Annotated in this window: 17 protein-coding genes; 8 read left to right on the top strand and 9 right to left on the bottom strand. The window is 67.5% G+C overall.

Annotated elements, in window-relative coordinates:
- Window positions 1-13 precede the first annotated feature (13 nt).
- From KU887_RS25745 to KU887_RS25760, 4 genes are all read right to left on the bottom strand, one after another.
- Entirely contained in the window at window positions 14-1027 is a 1014-nt protein-coding gene (locus KU887_RS25745) for an arabinose ABC transporter substrate-binding protein (RefSeq protein ID WP_080323057.1), read from the bottom strand.
- A 93-nt stretch (window positions 1028-1120) separates the two neighbouring features.
- Complete coding sequence (locus KU887_RS25750; protein ID WP_060266820.1) at window positions 1121-2050, bottom strand: Gfo/Idh/MocA family protein; 930 nt, start codon at window positions 2048-2050, stop codon at window positions 1121-1123.
- 25 nt (window positions 2051-2075) lie between these two features.
- Entirely contained in the window at window positions 2076-3005 is a 930-nt protein-coding gene (locus tag KU887_RS25755; protein ID WP_258255899.1) for a dihydrodipicolinate synthase family protein, read from the bottom strand.
- 116 nt (window positions 3006-3121) lie between these two features.
- Window positions 3122-4873, bottom strand: a complete 1752-nt coding sequence (locus KU887_RS25760; protein WP_006485093.1) for an IlvD/Edd family dehydratase — start codon at window positions 4871-4873, stop codon at window positions 3122-3124.
- 114 nt (window positions 4874-4987) lie between these two features.
- On the opposite strand from KU887_RS25760, the gene KU887_RS25765 reads away from it, so the two are divergent.
- Complete coding sequence (locus KU887_RS25765) at window positions 4988-5938, top strand: LysR family transcriptional regulator (protein ID WP_006485089.1); 951 nt, start codon at window positions 4988-4990, stop codon at window positions 5936-5938.
- An 18-nt stretch (window positions 5939-5956) separates the two neighbouring features.
- Here KU887_RS25765 and KU887_RS25770 read toward each other — a convergent pair whose 3' ends face one another.
- Complete coding sequence (locus tag KU887_RS25770) at window positions 5957-6433, bottom strand: OsmC family protein (protein ID WP_006485099.1); 477 nt, start codon at window positions 6431-6433, stop codon at window positions 5957-5959.
- Between the two features lie 131 nt (window positions 6434-6564).
- Here KU887_RS25770 and KU887_RS25775 point away from each other — a divergent pair, with 131 nt between their 5' ends.
- Window positions 6565-7206 carry a GntR family transcriptional regulator gene (locus tag KU887_RS25775; protein ID WP_171983973.1) on the top strand — a complete coding sequence of 214 codons (642 nt, stop codon included), beginning with the start codon at window positions 6565-6567 and terminating at the stop codon, window positions 7204-7206.
- A 27-nt stretch (window positions 7207-7233) separates the two neighbouring features.
- On the opposite strand, the gene KU887_RS25780 is transcribed toward KU887_RS25775, so the two are convergent.
- Complete coding sequence (locus KU887_RS25780; protein WP_048988860.1) at window positions 7234-8259, bottom strand: LacI family DNA-binding transcriptional regulator; 1026 nt, start codon at window positions 8257-8259, stop codon at window positions 7234-7236.
- A gap of 189 nt (window positions 8260-8448) precedes the next feature.
- Here KU887_RS25780 and KU887_RS25785 point away from each other — a divergent pair, with 189 nt between their 5' ends.
- The 5 genes from KU887_RS25785 to KU887_RS25805 are packed head-to-tail and all read left to right on the top strand — an operon-like array spanning window position 8449 to window position 14792.
- A complete protein-coding gene (locus KU887_RS25785; RefSeq protein WP_006485100.1) occupies window positions 8449-9606 on the top strand; it encodes an ABC transporter ATP-binding protein in 1158 nt (385 codons plus the stop codon).
- Window positions 9607-9614: 8 nt separating this feature from the next.
- Complete coding sequence (locus KU887_RS25790; protein ID WP_060266808.1) at window positions 9615-11600, top strand: beta-galactosidase; 1986 nt, start codon at window positions 9615-9617, stop codon at window positions 11598-11600.
- Between the two features lie 60 nt (window positions 11601-11660).
- Window positions 11661-12920, top strand: a complete 1260-nt coding sequence (locus KU887_RS25795; protein ID WP_058902445.1) for an ABC transporter substrate-binding protein — start codon at window positions 11661-11663, stop codon at window positions 12918-12920.
- Window positions 12921-12974: 54 nt separating this feature from the next.
- Entirely contained in the window at window positions 12975-13919 is a 945-nt protein-coding gene (locus KU887_RS25800; RefSeq protein ID WP_006494288.1) for a carbohydrate ABC transporter permease, read from the top strand.
- A 21-nt stretch (window positions 13920-13940) separates the two neighbouring features.
- The gene (locus KU887_RS25805; RefSeq protein ID WP_212157506.1) at window positions 13941-14792 is read left to right on the top strand and encodes a carbohydrate ABC transporter permease; all 852 of its coding nucleotides are present in this window, start codon (window positions 13941-13943) and stop codon (window positions 14790-14792) included.
- Window positions 14793-15007: 215 nt separating this feature from the next.
- Here KU887_RS25805 and KU887_RS25810 read toward each other — a convergent pair whose 3' ends face one another.
- Window positions 15008-15406: a nuclear transport factor 2 family protein gene (locus KU887_RS25810; protein WP_171983974.1), complete on the bottom strand. Its 399-nt coding sequence runs from the start codon at window positions 15404-15406 to the stop codon at window positions 15008-15010.
- Between the two features lie 82 nt (window positions 15407-15488).
- Here KU887_RS25810 and KU887_RS25815 point away from each other — a divergent pair, with 82 nt between their 5' ends.
- Complete coding sequence (locus KU887_RS25815) at window positions 15489-16433, top strand: LysR substrate-binding domain-containing protein (RefSeq protein ID WP_034203124.1); 945 nt, start codon at window positions 15489-15491, stop codon at window positions 16431-16433.
- 74 nt (window positions 16434-16507) lie between these two features.
- Here KU887_RS25815 and KU887_RS25820 read toward each other — a convergent pair whose 3' ends face one another.
- Together KU887_RS25820 and KU887_RS25825 are read right to left on the bottom strand one after the other, a co-directional pair.
- A complete protein-coding gene (locus KU887_RS25820; RefSeq protein ID WP_006493972.1) occupies window positions 16508-16891 on the bottom strand; it encodes a hypothetical protein in 384 nt (127 codons plus the stop codon).
- 171 nt (window positions 16892-17062) lie between these two features.
- Window positions 17063-18517 carry a DEAD/DEAH box helicase gene (locus tag KU887_RS25825; RefSeq protein ID WP_034203122.1) on the bottom strand — a complete coding sequence of 485 codons (1455 nt, stop codon included), beginning with the start codon at window positions 18515-18517 and terminating at the stop codon, window positions 17063-17065.
- Between the last annotated feature and the right edge of the window lie 23 nt (window positions 18518-18540).

The raw sequence follows: 18540 nt of genomic DNA on the forward strand, positions 1-18540 counted from the left end.
CGCCTCGCCCCGCTCAGATACCGAGTTCGGCGCGCACGGCCTGCCAGTTCGCGCGCGTCATCAGCTTGCCGCTCGTCTGCGTGTCGGCCGGCGGCGTCTTGCCGTTGCGGATCCAGTCGACGAGGTTCTGCGTGCTGTCCTTGCCGTGGTTCGTCGAGCTGACCGCGATCGTCCCGTAGAAGCCGGTCGGCTCCTTCTTCTGGAACTCGGCGAACGCCTCGCCCGCGCCGTTGATGCCGACGCCGATCACGTCGGCCGCCGGGATGTGCAGCTGTTCGGTCGCGCGCACCGCGCCGAGCACGGTTTCCTCGTTCAGCGCGTAGATCACCCATTTCTTCACGTTCGGATGGCGCGCGAGCACCGGCGCCGCCGCACTGAAGCCGCCTTCGTCGTCGGTGGTCTTCTGCGGCGCGTCGAAGATGTTTTCCTTGCGGAAGCCGTTCGCGAGCAGCGCCTGCGTCGCGCCGTCGGTGCGCAGCTTCGCGGTCGGCAGCTCGTAGTTGGTCACGCGCAGCGCGCCGACTTCTTCCGGCTTCCAGCCGCGCCGCTTCATCTCGTCGGCGATCGCCTGGCCGACCTGGTTGCCGATCTTGGTCGCCGACATCCCGAGGTGCGGCACGTTCGGCAGCGGCTTGCCGCTCGAATCGACGAGCTGGTCGTCGACCGTCACGAACTTCATGTTGTAGCGCTTCGCGCGCGACGCGATCGCCGGCCCGAGGCGCACGTCCGGCGCGCAGATCACGAAGCCCTGCGCGCCCTGCGAACCGAGGTTGTCGATCGCGGCCAGTACCTTCTCGCCGTCCGGCGTGCCGATCTTCACGACCGAGAAATTCTCCTTCTGGCCGAGCGCGGACGCCGCGTTCTGCTCGTTGATGAACCACGCCTGCTCCGGCATCTTCACGAGGAAGCCGATCTTCAGCGGCGCGTCGGCGTGCGCGGCGCCCTGCATGCCGAGCGGCGCGATGCAGAGCGCGACCAGCAGCGCGCGCAGGGTATGGCGGCGAATCGTGTGAGTCGTGCGGTTCATGGGTGTCTCCTTTGTATCGGCTGATGCCGTGATGTGTGCCGTAATCAATCATTCGTCGCGCGCGCTTCGTCGTACCGAAGCGCGCGCGCAGGTTCAGCGGCCGAACGCGTCGGTCTGCACGCGCCGGCCGAACAGGAAGGCATCGGCGACGAGCCGAAGCGGCCGCACGTCGACGTCGCTTTCGCCACGCGCGATCAGCGCATGGAAGTGCGCATACAGTGCCGGGTATTCGCGTTCGGGTCCGATCTCGACCGGCTCGCCGGCGATCGACAATTGCGCGCCGCCGCGGCTGATCGCGAGCACGCCGTCGGCCGTGTCGACCGCGATCTCCCATTGCTCGACGGGGCCGTGGCGCCAGTCGAATTCCGCGCGCACCGGCACGCCGTCGGTATCCGCGCAATCGAGTTCGGCCGCGATCGGCGTCTGCACGTCGCTCGGCACGATGAGCGTCGCCTCGCGCAGCACGAGTTCGCGCGGCAGGATGCGCGTGACGATCGACAGCGCATTGATGCCCGGATCGAACACGCCGAGGCCGCCCGGCTCCCAGATCCACTGCTGCCCCGGATGCCAGCGCCGCACGTCTTCCTTCCAGCGCACCTGCACCGCGCGGATCGTGCGGTGCGCGAGCCATGCGCGCGCGGGCTCGACCGCGCTCGCGCAACGCGAATGCCAGGTCGCGAACAGCGTGAGGCCGCGCTCGCGGGCCAGCGCGTCCAGCGCGGCCACTTCGCCGAGCGTCGCGCCCGGCGGCTTCTCGAGCATCACGTGCTTGCCGGCTTCGAGCGCGGCGCGCGCCTGCGCGTAGCGCACCTGCGGCGGCGCGCACAGCGACACCGCGTCGAGTTCGGGTTCGGCGGCGAGCAGCGCGCGCAGGTCGGAGTAGTTGCGTACGCCCGTGACTTCCGCGTGACGGCTCGCGCATGCGGTCAGCGCGAAGCCCGGTTCGGCGGCGATCGCCGGCAGATGCTGGTCGCGTGCGATCTTGCCGATCCCGACGACGCCCAGCGAAATCGGTTCACTCATCGTGCCTTTCTCCTTCGCGAATCGCTCAGCGCGCCCAGCGCAGCACGAGCGGATCGAGCCGGCGCGCGATCGCGAGCAATTCCGCGCGCGTGTCCGGGTGCAGTTCCGGCATCGGATGCCGCGGCCGCTCGCACGCGATCACGCCGCCTTCGCGCATCAGCGCCTTCGCGGTGAGGATCCCGGACTGGCGGTTCTCGTGATTGATCAGCGGCAGCCACGCCTGGTAATGCGCGAACGCATCGTCGTGCCGCCCTTCGCGGAACGCTTCGAGGATCGGCCGGATGCCGTCCGGGAAGCCGCCGCCCGTCATCGCGCCGGTCGCGCCCGCATGGAGGTCGGCGAGCAGCGTGATCGCTTCCTCGCCATCCCACGGCCCCTCGATCGCGTCACCGCCGAGCCGGATCAGCTCGCGCAGCTTGTTCGCCGCGCCCGGCGTCTCGATCTTGAAGTACGCGACCTGCTCGATCTCGCGCGCCATCCGGGCGAGGAACGGCGCGGACAGCGCGGTGCCGCTCGCGGGCGCATCCTGGATCATGATCGGAATGTCGATGGCATCCGACACGCGCGCATAGAAGTCGAAGATCTGCGCTTCCGGCACGCGGAACGTCGCGCCGTGATACGGCGGCATCATCATCACCATCGCGGCGCCGAGCTGCTGCGCGCGCAGGCTGCGCGCCGCGCACACCTGCGTGCTGTAGTGCGACGTCGTGACGATCACCGGCACGCGGCCGGCCACGTGCTCGAGGATCATGCGCGTGAGCACGTCGCGTTCGTCGTCGGTGATCGCGAACTGCTCGGAGAAGTTCGCGAGGATACACAGCCCGTCCGAGCCGGCGTCGATCATGAAATCGACCGCGCGCTTCTGGCTCGCGAGGTCGAGCTCGCCGGTATCGGCAAACGTCGTCGGAACGACGGGAAAGATGCCGCGATAGCGCGGCGTGCTGCTCGATGTCATGGTTCGCGTCCTGCTTCGGCCCGGTTGTCGCCGGCCGTCATGCGTTCACGGTTTCATGAAGCGCGGGCCGGGAAGGCCCGCAACCGGCGGCGACGCAGGTCGCGCCGCCCGCCTGCTCAATGCGAATGGCTCGGCACGTCCGCGCCGCGCGTGCCGACCAGGAAGTCGAGGTCGCACCCCTCGTCCGCCTGCAGCACGTGATCGATATACAGCCGCGCGTAGCCGCCCTTGCCGAGCTGGCCGGCCACGCCCGGCGCCGCGGTCGGATCGACGTCGGACAGGCGGCGCTGCAACTCTTCATCCGGAATGTCGAGATGCAGCGTGCCGGCCTCGCAGTCCAGTTCGATCCAGTCGCCGTTGCGCACCGCGGCGAGCGGCCCGCCAGCGGCCGCTTCCGGCGCGACGTGCAGCACGACCGTGCCGTACGCGGTGCCGCTCATCCGTGCGTCGGAAATCCGCACCATGTCCTTCACGCCCTGGCGCAGCAGCTTCGGCGGCAGCCCCATGTTGCCGACCTCGGCCATGCCCGGATAGCCGCGCGGCCCGCAGTTCTTCAGCACCATCACCGAGCTCGCGTCGACGTCGAGCGCTTCGTCGTTGATCGTCGCCTTGTAGTGGTCGAGGTTCTCGAACACCACCGCGCGGCCGCGATGCTTGAGCAGTTCGGGGCTCGCCGCCGACGGTTTCAGCACCGCGCCGCGCGGCGCGAGATTGCCGCGCAGGATGCAAATCCCGCCGTCCGCGATCAGCGGCCGGTCGAGCGGACGAATCACCTCGTCGTCGTAGTTCGGCGCTTCGCGCACGTTGTCCCACAGCGATTTGCCGTTGACCGTCAGCGCGTCCGGGTGCGGCAGCAGCCCGCCTTCGCCGAGCCGGCGCAGCACGGCCGGCAGCCCGCCCGCGTAATAGAACTCCTCCATCAGGAAGCGCCCCGACGGCATCAGGTCGACGATCGTCGGCGTGTCGCGGCCGATACGCATCCAGTCTTCCAGTTCGAGCGGCACGCCGATGCGGCCGGCGATCGCCTTCAGGTGGATCACCGCGTTGGTCGAGCCGCCGATCGCCGCATTCGCGCGGATCGCGTTCTCGAACGCCGCACGCGTCAGGACCTTCGACAGCACGAGCCCTTCGAGCGCCATCTCGACGATGCGGATGCCCGACATGTGTGCGAGCACGTAGCGGCGCGAATCGACGGCCGGAATCGCCGCGTTGTGCGGCAGCGCGACGCCGAGCGCCTCGGCCATGCACGCCATCGTCGACGCGGTGCCCATCGTGTTGCAGGTGCCGGCCGAGCGCGACATCCCGGCTTCGGCCGACAGGAAGTGATGCAGGTCGATCTCGCCGGCCTTCAGCGCTTCGTGCAGTTGCCACACGGCCGTGCCCGAACCGATGTTCTTGCCTTCGAGCTTGCCGTTGAGCATCGGGCCGCCCGACACGACGATCGCCGGCACGTCGCAGCTTGCCGCGCCCATCAGCAGCGCGGGCGTCGTCTTGTCGCAGCCGGCGAGCAGCACGACCGCGTCGATCGGGTTGCCGCGGATCGCTTCCTCGACGTCCATCGACGCGAGGTTGCGCGTGAGCATCGCCGACGGCCGCAGGTTCGATTCGCCGTTCGAGAACACCGGGAACTCGACCGGGAAGCCGCCCGCTTCCGAAATCCCGCGCTTCACGTGCTCGGCGAGCTTGCGGAAGTGCGCGTTGCACGGCGTCAGTTCGGACCACGTATTGCAGATGCCGATGATCGGCCGGCCGTCGAATTCGTGATCGGGAATGCCCTGGTTCTTCATCCAGCTCCGGTACATGAAGCCGTTCTTGTCGTTCGTGCCGAACCATTGGGCGGAGCGCAGCCTGGGTTTTGTTGCCGACATCGTCAGTCCTGTGGTGACGGGATACCGGCGCAGTCTAGGCAGAATTTTGATAACTGGCTAATGACGTTTTTGGCGATTACGATATCGATTCCGATATCGATATAAACCCGTACGATGACCGAAGCCAGTCCGTGGGGAAACCGCGCCCGCCTGAAGACGCGCCAGTTGCTGCTGGTCGTCGCGCTCGCCGACGAAGGCAGCATCCACCGCGCGGCGGCCGCGCTGAACATGACGCAGCCGGCCGCGTCGAAGCTGCTGCGCGAACTCGAGGAATCGATCGGCGCGGTGCTGTTCGAGCGTCTGCCGCGCGGGATGCGGCCGACGCTGTACGGCGACGCGCTGATCCGCCACGCGCGCGCGGCGCTCGGCAGCCTCGACCAGGCACGCGAGGAGCTGGCCGCGCTGAAGGCCGGCCATCTCGGCCACGTGGCGGTGGGGGCGATCACGTCGCCGGCCCTGCGGCTCGTGCCGCCGGCCGTCGCCGCGGTGAAGGGCACGCATGCGGGCCTGCACGTGTCGGTCGAGATCGACACCAGCAACGTGCTGCTCGAACATCTCGCGCAGGAAAAGATCGACATCGTGCTCGGCCGGCTGTCCGCCGAACACGACAAGCTGCGCCTGCGCTACGAGCCGCTGACCGGCGAATCGGTGGCCGCGGTCGTGCGGCCCGGCCATCCGCTGCTCGCGCAAGCGCCGCTGGCGCTCGCGGACGTCCAGCGCGCCGCGTGGGTCGTGCCGCCGGCCGGCAGCGTGCTGCGGCACCGCTTCGAACTCGTGTTCCAGCGCGCGAGCCTCGCGCCGCCGGCGAACCTCGTCGAAACGTCGGCGCTGCTGTTCATCACGCAACTGCTCGAACAGAGCGACATGATCGCGGTGCTCGCCGAGGACGTCGCGCGCTACTACGCGCGGCACGGGATCGTCACGATGCTGCCGCTGGAGATGGATTGCCGGATGGACGATTTCGGGATCATCACGCGCACCGACCGGCTGCATTCGCCGGCGGTGACGGTGATGGTCGAGGCGATTCGGGCCGCGGCGCGGGAGGTTTATGGGGTCGCGCTGTGACGACGCAGCCGCGGTTTTCTACGCCGCGGCAACCTCGATCACCGGCTCGCACCGAATCGGAAAATTGACCGAATTCGCGATATAACACTTCGCATGCGCATCGTGATGCAGCTGCGCCGCGCGTTCACGATCGTCGCCGGCCCGGATCGTCACCTGCGGGCGCAGCACGATTTCGGTGAAGCGACCCGCTTCGGCGCCGTCGAGCATCGTGCCTTCCGCGTGGTCGACATAGGCCAGCACGCGGATGCCGGCTTCCGAACACAGGTGCAGATACCACAGCTTGTGGCACGCCGATGCCGACGCGAGCAGCAGGTCTTCAGGGTTCCAGCGCGCCGCGTCGCCGCGAAACGCCGGGTCCGACGAGCCGGGAATATCCGGCTTGGAGCCTGCGCGGATCACATGATCGCGCCCGTACTCGCGATACCCCGACGTGCCGGTGCCACGATTGCCCGTCCACTCCACTGCGACGCGATACTGGTGTTCGCCCGATGCCATCTCGCTCTCCATTGATGTCGGTTGCCTCGACCGGGCCGGACGCCGTTGCGTGACGCCCGCCGATGATCGCCATTGTGGCACTGGATGGCCGTTTGGTATACCATTATTCCAAAATGACGAAACAGGCAGGCATGGAAGCCAAACTCGACTCCACGGCGGACGCGATCGCCGCGTCGCTGCGCGACATGATCATCAACGGCGAACTGGCGGCCGGCGAGCGGCTCGTCGAGCGCGATCTGGCCGAGCGCTTCGGCATCAGCCGGATTCCGATGCGCGAGGCGATCCAGCGGCTGGAACGCGAGGGCTTGCTCGACATCTTCCGGAATCGCGGCGCCGTCGTGCGCATGCTGAGCGCGTCGGACGTGCAGGAAATCTACGATCTGCGCGTGCTGCTCGAAGGCGATGCGATCTACCGCAGCGTGAAGCGGCTCGACGACGAAACGCTCGCCCGCGCCGAACTCGTGCATCGGCTGCTCGGCGATGCAACCGTGCCACGCCGGCAAGGCGAACTGAACCGCGAATTCCACGCGTTGCTGTATTCGCGCTGCGGCAACGCGCGGCAGTTGAAGTCGATCGCCGAACTGCGCGGCCAGGTCGAACGTTACGAGCGCCTGCAGGCCACGCTGCTCGCGGATACCCCGTCGTTCCAGGTCGAACACGACGATATCCTGCAGGCGTGCCTCGAACGCGATGCCCGCGGCGCCCGCGCGATGACCGTCGCGCATCTCGATTCGGCCCGGCGCATCGTGCTGCGGCTCGTCGAAGGCGGCTGAAGCCGGCGGGCTACCGCTCGCGTTTCGTCATGCCGCGCGCGGCACCGGCCCGGTCGTGCCGCGCACCGTCAGCGTCGGCAGCGACGCGACCCGCACGCGCGACGCGTCGTCGCCCTGCCCGCCCGCCTCGCGCAGCGTATTGAGCAGCTCGACTGCGAGGCCGGCCGCTTCGGCGGTGGGGATCGCGACGGTCGTCAGCGTGGGCCGCGTGTCGCGCGCGAGATGAATGTCGGTGATGCCGACGATCGACAGATCGTCGGGCACGCGCCGGCCACGATCGGCCGCCGCATGCATCGCGCCGATCGCCGGCAGGTCGTTGGTCGCGACCAGCGCGGTCAAGCGCGGGTGCGCATCGAGCAGCCGGCCCGCCGCACGCAGCCCGCCTTCGATCGAATCACGCTCGGCCGCGACGATCGACGCGTCGAGCCCCGCATCGCGCATCACGTCGACGAAGCCGTCGTAGCGCGCCGCCTGCACGCCGCTCGCCGCGCCGCCGACGATCACGCCGATTGTCTCGTGACCGAGTTCGAGCAGATGCCGCGTCGCGATCCGTCCCGCCTCGCGGAAATCGATCGCGACGCACGGCAACCCATCGGGCGGCGCGTCGGGCCGCTCCCACAGGCACAGCACGACCGGCACGCCACGCCGCGCGACGTCGAGCAGGTCCGGCAGGTGCAGGTTCGCATTGGTCACGAGAATCCCTTCGGAGATCGTGCCGGCGATCTGGTCGAGATACGCGCGCCCCTGCAACGGATCTTCGTTCGTATTGCAGACGATCAGGAACTGCCCGTTGCGGCGCACCGCGCGCTCGACCGCCAGCGCGAACTCCGGATAGAACGGGTTCGCGATGCTCGATACCATCAGCGCGACCGTCGGCGCGCGCCCTTCCGCCAGCGCCCGCGCGGCGAGGTGCGGCCGATACCCGAGCGCGTCGACCGCTTCGAGCACCCGCGCCCGCGTCGCGTCGCCGACCCGGCCGCGATCGCGCAGCACGTTCGACACCGTCGCGGCCGTCACGCCGGCGCGGCGCGCCACTTCATCCAGAGTTGCCATCGTTTGCTCACTATATGAGACGTCGATCCAATATTTGCTTCGCTCACCGAAGCGGCGCACTATCGCCGCACACCCTGCCGCCCGACCGACGGGCGCGACTCGGCCGCGATCGCATCGCCCCTTTTTTTGATCGCGATGATTAAGCGCTTAATCAAGCAGTGTGGCGCATTAAAACATGGAGCGGAGACAATGGCGAGCATCTCGATGCGACGCGTGCAGAAAGCCTATGGCGAGCACGCGCCGGTCATTCGCGACGTCGATCTGGAGATCGGCGCGCACGAGTTCTGCGTGTTTCTCGGGCCGTCCGGATGCGGGAAGTCGACCCTGTTGCGCATGATCGCCGGGCTCGAGGATCTGAGCGCGGGCGAGTTGTCGATCGACGGCCGCCGCGTCGACGACGTGCCGGCCGCCGAGCGCGGCGTCGCGATGGTGTTCCAGAGCTACGCGCTGTTTCCGCACATGACGGTGTACGAGAACATGGCGTTCGGGCTGAAGCTCGCGCGCGTGCCGAAAGCCGAGATCGACCGGAAGGTGCGCGACGCCGCGCGCATCCTGCAGCTCGACACGCTGCTCGAACGCAAGCCGAAGGCGCTGTCGGGCGGCCAGCGGCAGCGCGTCGCGATCGGCCGCGCGATCGTGCGCGAGCCCGGCGTGTTCCTGTTCGACGAACCGCTGTCCAATCTCGACGCGGCGCTGCGCGGCCAGACCCGCATCGAGATCGCGCGGCTGCACCGGCAGTTCGAACGCGCGAGCGTCGTCTACGTGACGCACGACCAGACCGAGGCGATGACGCTCGCCGACAAGATCGTGCTGCTGCACGCCGGCGCGGATACCGCGCAGCACGGCAGCATCGCGCAGGTCGGCGCGCCGCTCGACCTTTACCACCACCCGGCCAGCCGCTTCGTCGCGGGCTTCATCGGCTCGCCGCGGATGAACTTCCTGCCGGCCGTCGTGACTGCGTGCGACGCGCAGCGCACGACCGTCAAGCTGGTGCCGTCCGGCGAAACCTTCGCGCTGCCGCGTGACGGCTCGGCGCTGAGCGCCGGCGCCGCCGTGACGCTCGGCGTCCGTCCCGAACACCTGACGCTCGGCGCCGCGGCCGACGCAACGACGCTCGCGCGCGACGTCGCGCTCGTCGAACGCCTGGGCGAACAGACCTACGTGCACCTCGATTCGCCCGGCCTGCCCGACGCGACGCCGCTGATCGCGAAGGTGCCCGGCGACGCGCAGGTGCGCACCGGCGAACGCGTGCACGTGCACGCGCCGGCCGCGGCCTGCCATCTGTTTACCGAAGACGGCCGCGCGGTGCCCGCGTGCGCCGACGTCCACGTTCACCACTACGCATAAGGATCGGCATGCGCCTCGGAGTCTGCTACTACCCGGAACACTGGCCGGAATCGATGTGGGCCGACGACGCCCGCCGGATGAAAACGCTCGGCATCGAGCAGGTGCGGATCGCCGAATTCGCATGGAGCCGCATCGAGCCGTCGCCGGGCGAATACGACTGGGGCTGGCTCGACCGTGCGGTCGACGTGCTCGGCGCGGCCGGCCTCGAGATCGTGATGTGCACGCCGACCGCGACGCCGCCGAAATGGCTGGTCGACCGTCATCCCGACATCCTCGCGATCGGCGCGGACGGCCGGCCGCGCGCGTTCGGCTCGCGCCGCCACTACGATTTCTCGTCGCCGACCTATCTCGAAGCGTCGCGCCAGATCTGCACGGCGGTCGCCGAGCGCTACGGCCGCCATCCGGCCGTGCGCTACTGGCAGACCGACAACGAGCTCGGCTGCCACCAGACCGTCGTCAGCTACTCGCCGGCCGCGCTCGTGCGCTTCCGCGAATGGCTGAAGGCGCGCTACGGCACGATCGACGCGCTGAACCGTGCATGGGGCACCGTGTTCTGGAGCATGGAGTATCGCCATTTCGACGAAGTCGACGCGCCGGTGGGCACCGTGACCGAAGCCCATCCGTCGCATCGCCTCGACTACCGACGCTTTGCGTCCGACGAGCTCGCGCGCTATCACCGGATGCAGGTCGACGTGATCCGCGCACACTCGCCGGGCCGGCCGGTCGCGCACAACTTCATGCAGCTGTTCACCGAGTTCGATCACTACGAGGTCGCCCGCGACCTCGACATCGCGACGTGGGACAGCTACCCGCTCGGCGCGCTGGAGGAGCAATGGTTCGCGCCCGACGTGAAGGCGCGCTGGCTGCGCACCGGCCATCCGGATTTCGCGTCGTTCAATCACGACCTGTATCGCGGCATGTCGCAGCTGCCGTTCTGGGTGATGGAACAGCAGCCGGGGCCCGTGAACTGGGCGCAGTGGAACCCCGCGCCGCTGCCGGGCATGGTGCGGCTGTGGAGCTGGGAGGCGTTCGCGCACGGCGCCGGCTGCGTGTCCTACTTCCGCTGGCGGCAGGCGCCGTTCGCGCAGGAACAGATGCACGCGGGGCTGCACACGCCCGACGACAAGCTCGACGAAGGCGGCCGCGAAGCGCAGCGCGTCGCGCGCGAGATCGCGACCGTGCACGACGCCGGCGCGGATGCGGACGGCGCGGTGCGCGCGCCCGTTGCGCTGGTGTTCGACTACGAGGCGAAGTGGCTGTTCGAAGTGCAGCCGCAGGGTGCCGATTTCCACTACCCGCGTTTCGCGTTCGAGTACTACTCGGCGCTGCGCGCGCTCGGCCTCGACGTCGACATCGTGTCCGCGCACGCGCCGCTCGACGGCTACCGCGTCGTCGTGGTGCCGCCGCTGCCGATCGTGCCGGATGATTTCGCGTCACGGCTCGCCGCATCGAGCGCCCATGTGGTGTTCGGGCCGCGCACCGGCTCGAAAACCGTCGACCTGCAGATTCCGCCGGCGCTGCCGCCCGGCCCGCTCGCGTCGATCCTGCCGGTACGCGTGTGGCGCGTCGAATCGCTGCGGCCGAACCTGACCGAACGGATCGACGGCGCGCTGCGCGACGGCTCGCCGCTCGCGGGCGCGGCGCGCCACTGGCGCGACTTCGTCGAACTGCACGACGACACGCGCAGCGTCGTGCATGCGCGCTTCGCCGACGGTCATCCCGCCTGCGTGTCGCATGGCGCGCTGCATTACTGGGCCGCGCTGTTCGACGACGCGACCACCATGCGCCTGTTCGCCGATGTCGCGGCCGAAGCGGGCCTCGCGCCGACACCGCTGCCCGACGGCGTACGCGTGAGCCGCCGCGGCGGCCTGACCTACGTGTTCAACTACGGCAGCACGCCGCACACGATCGACGCGATACCGCCGTCGGCGTTCGTGTTCGGCGCCGCGCAGGTCGGACCGCAGGACGTAGCCGTGTATCGAAGCCGTTCGTAACCCCTCACCGGCGCCGCGACGCGCCGGGCACGCACAACGACACACAGGACTGGAGACACCATGACACATCGCCCCCTTCGCGCCGCCGCCCGGCTCGCCACGGCCGCCGCGGTCGCCTTCGCGTCGCTCGGCACGACGGCGCCCGCCGATGCCGGCACGCTGACCATCAACATCGCGTTCAAGGGCGCGAGCCAGCGCGCGGTCTGGCAGTCGACGATCGAAGCGTTCCACAAGGCGCATCCCGACATCGACGTGAAGCCGACCTTCGTCGACGAGGAAGCGTACAAGGTGCAGCTCCCGGCGTGGCTCACCACCGTCGCGCCGGACGTCGTGAACTGGCATGCGGGCGAACGGATGGCGTACTACGCGAAGCGCGGGCTGTTCGAGGACCTGAGCGGCGACTGGACGAAGAACGGCTGGGATGCGATGTATGCGTCGACGCGCGGCGCGTCGTCCTATAACGGCAAGCAGTACGCGGCGCCGACCGTCTACTACTCGTGGGGGCTGTTCTACCGCAAGGACCTGTTCCGCAAGGTCGGCATCGCCGACGAGCCGAAGACGTGGGACCAGTTTCTCGATGCGTGCAAGAAACTGAAGGCGGCCGGCATCACGCCGATCGCGATCGGCGGCCGCGACGCGTGGACGCTCGCCGGCTGGTTCGACTATCTCGACCTGCGCCTGAACGGCAACGCGTTCCATCAGCAACTGATGGCCGGCGACGTGCCGTACACCGACCCGCGCGTGAAGAAGGTCTACACGACGTGGAAATCGCTGATCGACTCGGGCTACTTCATCGACAACGCGCTGTCCTACGATCTCGACGGCGCGCAGCCGTTCCTGTTCCAGGGCAAGGCCGCGATGATGCTGATGGGCACCTTCATCGCGGCCGGTTTCCCGCCGAACGTGAAGCCGGAAATGGGTTACTACCGCTTTCCGATCATCGACCCGAAGGTGCCGACCGCCGAGGACGGCCCGGTCGAATCGCTGCACATCCCGACCAAGGCGAAGAACAAGGCCGATGCGCACACGTTCCTCGCGTTCGTCGAAACGCCCGAGATGGGCGCGAAGCTCGCCGAAGGGCTCGGCTCGCTGTCGGCCAACAGCAAGTCGCCCGAGCCGGCCGATCCGATCTCGCGCATCGGCTTCCGGATCCTCGCCGACACGAAGGGCGGCGTCGCGCAGTTCTACGACCGCGACATGACCAAGGAAATGGCCGACGAAGGGATGAAGGGCATGCAGCAGTTCCTCGCGAATCCCGCGCAGCTCGATACGGTGCTCGCGCAACTCGAACAGACCCGCAAGCGGATCTACAAGAAGTGACCGCGTGACCCAACCGGCGGCCGCGCGCCGCCGTGTCCGTTCAGGAGGCTTGCCGTGTCCAGTCCGATCACGTCCACCCCGCCCGCCGGCACCGCACCGCCGCCGCGCGGCCCGTCCACCACCGCGTTGCCCGCGCGCCGGCCGTCGCCCGCCGTGCGGCGGCAACGGCGCGCCGCGTGGCTGTTTCTCGCGCCGGCCTGCGCAATGGTTGCCATTTATGTGATCTGGCCGATCCTGTCGACGTTGTGGCTGAGCCTGTACAACTGGGACGGGATGACCGAGCGCACCTTCGTCGGGCTCGCGAACTATGCTGAGCTGCTGCAGGCGCCGACGTTCTACACCGCGCTGCGCAACAACGTGATCTGGCTCGTGCTGTTCATGCTCGCACCGCCGCTCGGCCTCGCGCTCGCGCTGTACCTGAACCAGGCGGTCGGCGGCATCCGGCTCGTGAAGTCGCTGTTCTTCGCGCCGTTCGTGCTGTCGGGCGTGGTCGTCGGGCTGATCTTCTCGTGGTTCTACGATCCGACTTTCGGGCTGCTCGCGCTCATCGCCGGGCACGGCATCCCGGTGCTCGGCGACGCACGCTATGCGACGCTCGGCGTGGTGTTCGCGGCGCTGTGGCCGCAGACGGCGTACTGCATGATCCTGTACCTGACCGGCCTCACGTCGATCAACCCGGAACAGATCGAAGCCGCGCGGATGGAAGGCGCGCGCGGCTTCGCGCTGCTGTGGCACGTCGTGCTGCCGCAACTGCGGCCGACCACCTTCATGGCAATCGTCGTCACCGTGATCGGCGCGCTGCGCAGCTTCGACCTGATCTCGGTGATGACGGGCGGCGGCCCGTTCGAAAGCTCGACCGTGCTTGCGTATTACATGTACGACCAGGCGATCAAGTACTACCGGCTCGGCTATTCCGCGTCGATCGCGGTCGTGCTGTTCGCGATCATGCTCGTCTACATCGTGTTCCAGTTGCGCCGCATGCTGCGCAACGAGCAGTGACCTTTCGGGAGCCCACTCATCATGTTTCCGACACCCGTTGCCCACTGGAAGCCGGTATCGCGCCGGCTGTACAAGCTGTCGCTGCCCGTCGCGCTCGCGATCTGGCTGCTGCCGATGATCGCGGTGTTCGTCACGTCGGTGCGCTCGACGGAGGAACTCGTCGAAGGCCACTACTGGGGCTGGCCGCGCCGCTTCGCGATGATCGAGAACTATCGCGATGCGCTGACCACGTCGCCGATGCTGCATTACTTCTGGAACAGCGTGCAGATCACCGTGCCGTCGGTCATCGGCTCGATCGCGCTCGCGGCGATGGCCGGCTTCGCGCTCGCGACCTACCGGTTTCGCGGCAATACCGCGCTGTTCGGCACGTTCGTCGCCGGCAACTTCGTGCCGGTGCAGGTGCTGATGATTCCGGTGCGCGACCTGTCGCTGCGGCTCGGCGTGTTCAATACCGTCGAAGCGCTGATCCTGTTCCACGTCGCATTTCAGACGGGGTTCTGCACGCTGTTCCTGCGCAACTTCATCAAGCAGCTGCCGTTCGAGCTGATCGAGGCGGCGCGCATCGAAGGCGCGGGCGAATGGACGGTGTTCTGGCGGATCGTGCTGCCGCTGATCCGGCCGGCGCTGGCCGCGCTCGCGATTCTCGTGTTCACGTTCGTGTGGAACGATTACTTCTGGGCGCTGTGCCTTACGCAAGGCGACGAGGCGGCGCCGATCACGGCGGGCGTCGCCGCGCTGAAAGGGCAATGGACGACTTCCTGGAACCTCGTCTCGGCCGGGTCGATTCTCGCCGCGCTGCCGTCGGTCGCGATGTTCTTCGCAATGCAGAAGCATTTCGTCGCGGGGCTCACGTTCGGCGCGACGAAAGGCTGAACGCGCGCCGCTCGCGTTTCGAATCTCCCCCTCCGCATCGTGAGGTTGCCCGCTTCGGCGGGCTTTTTTCATGCTTTGCAGATTGGGGCGATGTCGGTTGGCGACCTTGGCCCGCCATCCAGGCTCCAATGCCGCCAACCGATTAAACGCGCAGCTGACTGCCGGTTTCGACGCGCCTGGACGTCTGGGCGCGACTTTGCTCGACATCGATTCGGCTACGCGTACTTGTCGCCGACCGTACTGCGAATCGGATGGGTGTCGTAGACGATGATCATTCGTTCGATGAGCCCCGCGACGTCGAACTCGAATACGTCGACGCACTCGAAGCGCGCCGCCGAGCCGTCTTTCAGGCCCCAGTCGTAGATGAAGTAACCGGTCGCACGGCGAGCGCCACTCGTGCTGACGCAGATATCGATCGGCGTAATCCTGCTTTCTCCCGACGCGGCAGCGACCTTCGAAAAGAAGGGCTCAGGCTGCATCCAGCCGAGAAATGGCGAGAAAATCCGCGCGTCCGGCGTAAATAGCGCGCAGATGGCGCCGACATCGCCTCGCTCCAGTTCCCGAAGGTAGGCGCGAACCTGTTGCGTATATAGTGATCCCGACGTTGAGCCCAAGACTATCCTCCGATCATTCGTTGACGACCCCGTTCACTCGCAAGAACAGGGCATCCGGTAGACGCACGATAGCGACGCCCCGATGACCGAACAATCGAAAAATTTGCAATCCGGGTATGCGGCGCATGCATATCCGCTGGCCGACCTGACGCGGCCGCTCCCGCCGTTGGCGGCGATTCAGTCGTTCGTCGCCGCGGCGCAGCTGGGCAGCATCAGCAAGGCGGCGGACCACCTATGCCGGACGCAAGGTGCGGTCAGCCGCCAGATACAGCAGCTGGAAACGCATTACCGATGCGCACTCTTCGTGCGCCACGTATCGGGGCTGACGTTGACGGCGGAAGGGAATGCACTGCTGACGGTCGCGGTCAACGTGCTCACGCAATTGGTTCGGCACGCGGACGTCCATGCACGGGCGACCTCGGTGCTCACGTTGAAGCTGCCTTCCACGTTCGCCGTTCGCTGGCTGCTCCCGCGGCTGCCGGACATCCAGCGCGCGATGAGCGGAACGGAGCTTCGTATCTCGACATCCGCGGACGACACGCCGGATTTCACGACGTCCGACGTCGATGCCGTCGTCGTGCGCGGCACGGGGCAATGGACCGGTATGGAGGCGATCCCGCTGTTTGCCGAGATGCTCACGCCGATGTGCGCGCCCGCCTTGGCAACCTCACTGCGATCCGTTGCCGACCTTGCGCAGGTCGAATTGCTCCATCCCGGGCCCAGCCACGCGGAATGGAAGTGCTGGCTCGATCATGTCGGGGCACGCCAGGTCGATGCGGGACGCGGACTCGTATTCGATACCCTCGAATTGACGCTCGCGGCATCGATGGAAGGACACGGCGTTGCAATCGGCGACCCGCGAATGGCAAGAGACCGGCTCCGCGCCGGATCGCTGGTGACGCCGTTCGAGGACGTGGCTCGAGACGGCCTTTCGTACTTCCTCGTCTATCCGCCCCAACGTGCGGCACAACCGAAAATTCGGGCCCTCGCCGACGTCTTGCTGCGACTTGCGCGAGAAGACCGATAGGCGAGCATCCGATACCCGGGTGGAATCGACATGCTCGAATGACCCACCCACAGTACCGGCGAATGACGGGCCTGTCAGAGATCGCCGCGCACTTCACCGGTTCCCAGCGCGCTCCGCTGGCGGTTGACCTCCGCCCACAGCGCATCGCTGTCGTCCTCGCGCAGCACGATCATGCAGTCCAGTTGATCGTCGGTCACGCCGAAGTATTCGAGGATTTCTTGGCGAACCCCATCGATGAAGTGCGCGTATTCCGGCGTTGCCTGCGCCTGAGCATGCAAGGCGTCGTACTCGGCATCGTCCACGCCGCCGCCGTGCTCGTCGATATAGCGCGTGATCCACTGGTCCCGCTCGTGGTCATAATCGGCCTCGGCGCGCATTGCTTGCACGGCCGTGTACAAATCCAGTTGGGCAAACGCGGCGATCGCCGCCGTTGTCGCCTCGTCGAATGTCGTCGTCATTCCCTCTCTCACTTCAGTCATCGCACATCGTCGGTCACGCCGGGAAGGCCGGGTCGCGGCCGGTTTCAGGCCGGCAACGAGAAAACCGGCCGCGCTGCTTCCAACCATCCGCATTCGTCCACTGCATCGGACGATTCAATCGTCTCGGCACCCCGGACAGGAAGATTCGGCCTACCTGGACGGTTTGCCCGGTTTGCCGCGCCCACCGGCGGATTTCCCGGCGGGCTTCGCCGCCCCCGCCTTCCCGGCTGGCTTGCTGCGCGGCTTCTGCACGCTGAACGGGCTGCCGATGGTGTAGTCCGGACCTTTACCGGCACCAGCGGCCGTCGCATGCTGCGCCCCCGGCTTGCGCCTGCCGTCGTTGCTCGGCGTATGCGGCTTCTTGCCCGGCGTTTGCCTCGCGACCGGCGCGGCTTGCGGCACCTTGGGCTTCTTCGGCTTTTTCGGTTTCTTGATGATCTGGCCCGTCGCGCTGGTTTCCGGCACGCGATGCTCGGCTTCGAAACCCGGCTCTTCTTCGCGCCGCAGCGTCTGCCGGATCAGCGCTTCGATCGCGGCCAGTTGCGGCGCTTCATCGGCGCATACGAGGGATACCGCCACGCCGCTGGCGCCCGCGCGGCCGGTGCGGCCGATACGGTGCACATAGTCTTGCGCGACGATCGGCAGATCGACGTTGATCACGAGCGGCAGATCGTCGATATCCAGTCCGCGCGCCGCCACATCGGTGGCGACCAGCATCTGCACTTCGCCCGCCTTGAAACGCTCCAGCGCCCGCAAACGCGCGGGTTGCGGCTTGTCGCCGTGGATCGTGTCGACCGCATAGCCGGCTTTCTCCAGCATCACCGCCAGATAATCGACGCCATTGCGGGTCTTGACGAACACCAGCGCGTGCTCCCACTTGTTTTGCGCCACCAGATGCATGAACAGGTCCGGCTTGTTCCGCTTGTCGACCGTCACCACCCATTGCTTGATCTTGCTGGCCGTGGCGTTGGGCGCGCTGACGCTGATATCGACCGGGCTGCGCAGAATGCCCGCCGCCATCGTGCGGATCTCGTCGGAGAACGTGGCGGAGAACAGCAATGTCTGGCGCTTGGCGGGCAACGCGGCAAAGACCGCGTCGAGTTCGCGCGCGAAGCCGAGATCGAGCATGCGGTCGGCTTCGTCGAGCACCAGCGTCTGCACCTGATCGAACTGCACCGCGTTCTGGCGATTGAGGTCGAGCAAGCGGCCCGGCGTCGCCACGAGCACGTCGACGCCCTTGCGCAGCTTCATCATCTGAGGATTGATGCTCACCCCGCCGTAGGCGGCCAGAAACCGCAGATCGAGGCCCTTGCCGTATTCGACGAAGCTTTGCAGCACCTGTTCGGCCAGTTCGCGCGTGGGCACCAGCACCAGCACGCGCGCGCGGTTGCTGGATACCGCCGGGCCGTGTTGCACCAGCCGTTGCAACAGCGGCAGCGCAAAACCGGCCGTCTTGCCGGTGCCGGTCTGGGCCGCGGCCATCACGTCCTTGCCGCCGAGCACGGCGGGAATCGCCTTGGCCTGCACCGGCGTGGGTGTCTGGTAATTGAGGCCCTGCAGGTTACGCAGCAACGGCTCGATCAGGCCAAGCGAGGCAAAAGACATGGACGTATTCCGGGCGAAAACCG

Origin of the sequence: Burkholderia sp. EMB26 (genome assembly GCF_024730645.1) — a bacterium.
GTDB classification, from domain to species: Bacteria; Pseudomonadota; Gammaproteobacteria; order Burkholderiales; family Burkholderiaceae; genus Burkholderia; species Burkholderia cenocepacia.

Bases quoted from the DNA above. Each gene is read 5' to 3' on its own strand.
- KU887_RS25820 (WP_006493972.1), bottom strand. From the start codon at position 16,891: ATGACGACGACATTCGACGAGGCGACAACGGCGGCGATCGCCGCGTTT.
- KU887_RS25775 (WP_171983973.1), top strand. From the start codon at position 6,565: ATGGAAGCCAAACTCGACTCCACGGCGGACGCGATCGCCGCGTCGCTG.
- KU887_RS25755 (WP_258255899.1), bottom strand. From the start codon at position 3,005: ATGACATCGAGCAGCACGCCGCGCTATCGCGGCATCTTTCCCGTCGTT.
- KU887_RS25750 (WP_060266820.1), bottom strand. From the start codon at position 2,050: ATGAGTGAACCGATTTCGCTGGGCGTCGTCGGGATCGGCAAGATCGCA.
- KU887_RS25815 (WP_034203124.1), top strand. From the start codon at position 15,489: ATGACCGAACAATCGAAAAATTTGCAATCCGGGTATGCGGCGCATGCA.
- KU887_RS25795 (WP_058902445.1), top strand. From the start codon at position 11,661: ATGACACATCGCCCCCTTCGCGCCGCCGCCCGGCTCGCCACGGCCGCC.
- KU887_RS25825 (WP_034203122.1), bottom strand. From the start codon at position 18,517: ATGTCTTTTGCCTCGCTTGGCCTGATCGAGCCGTTGCTGCGTAACCTG.
- KU887_RS25765 (WP_006485089.1), top strand. From the start codon at position 4,988: ATGACCGAAGCCAGTCCGTGGGGAAACCGCGCCCGCCTGAAGACGCGC.
- KU887_RS25780 (WP_048988860.1), bottom strand. From the start codon at position 8,259: ATGGCAACTCTGGATGAAGTGGCGCGCCGCGCCGGCGTGACGGCCGCG.
- KU887_RS25790 (WP_060266808.1), top strand. From the start codon at position 9,615: ATGCGCCTCGGAGTCTGCTACTACCCGGAACACTGGCCGGAATCGATG.
- KU887_RS25745 (WP_080323057.1), bottom strand. From the start codon at position 1,027: ATGAACCGCACGACTCACACGATTCGCCGCCATACCCTGCGCGCGCTG.
- KU887_RS25760 (WP_006485093.1), bottom strand. From the start codon at position 4,873: ATGTCGGCAACAAAACCCAGGCTGCGCTCCGCCCAATGGTTCGGCACG.
- KU887_RS25770 (WP_006485099.1), bottom strand. From the start codon at position 6,433: ATGGCATCGGGCGAACACCAGTATCGCGTCGCAGTGGAGTGGACGGGC.
- KU887_RS25785 (WP_006485100.1), top strand. From the start codon at position 8,449: ATGGCGAGCATCTCGATGCGACGCGTGCAGAAAGCCTATGGCGAGCAC.
- KU887_RS25805 (WP_212157506.1), top strand. From the start codon at position 13,941: ATGTTTCCGACACCCGTTGCCCACTGGAAGCCGGTATCGCGCCGGCTG.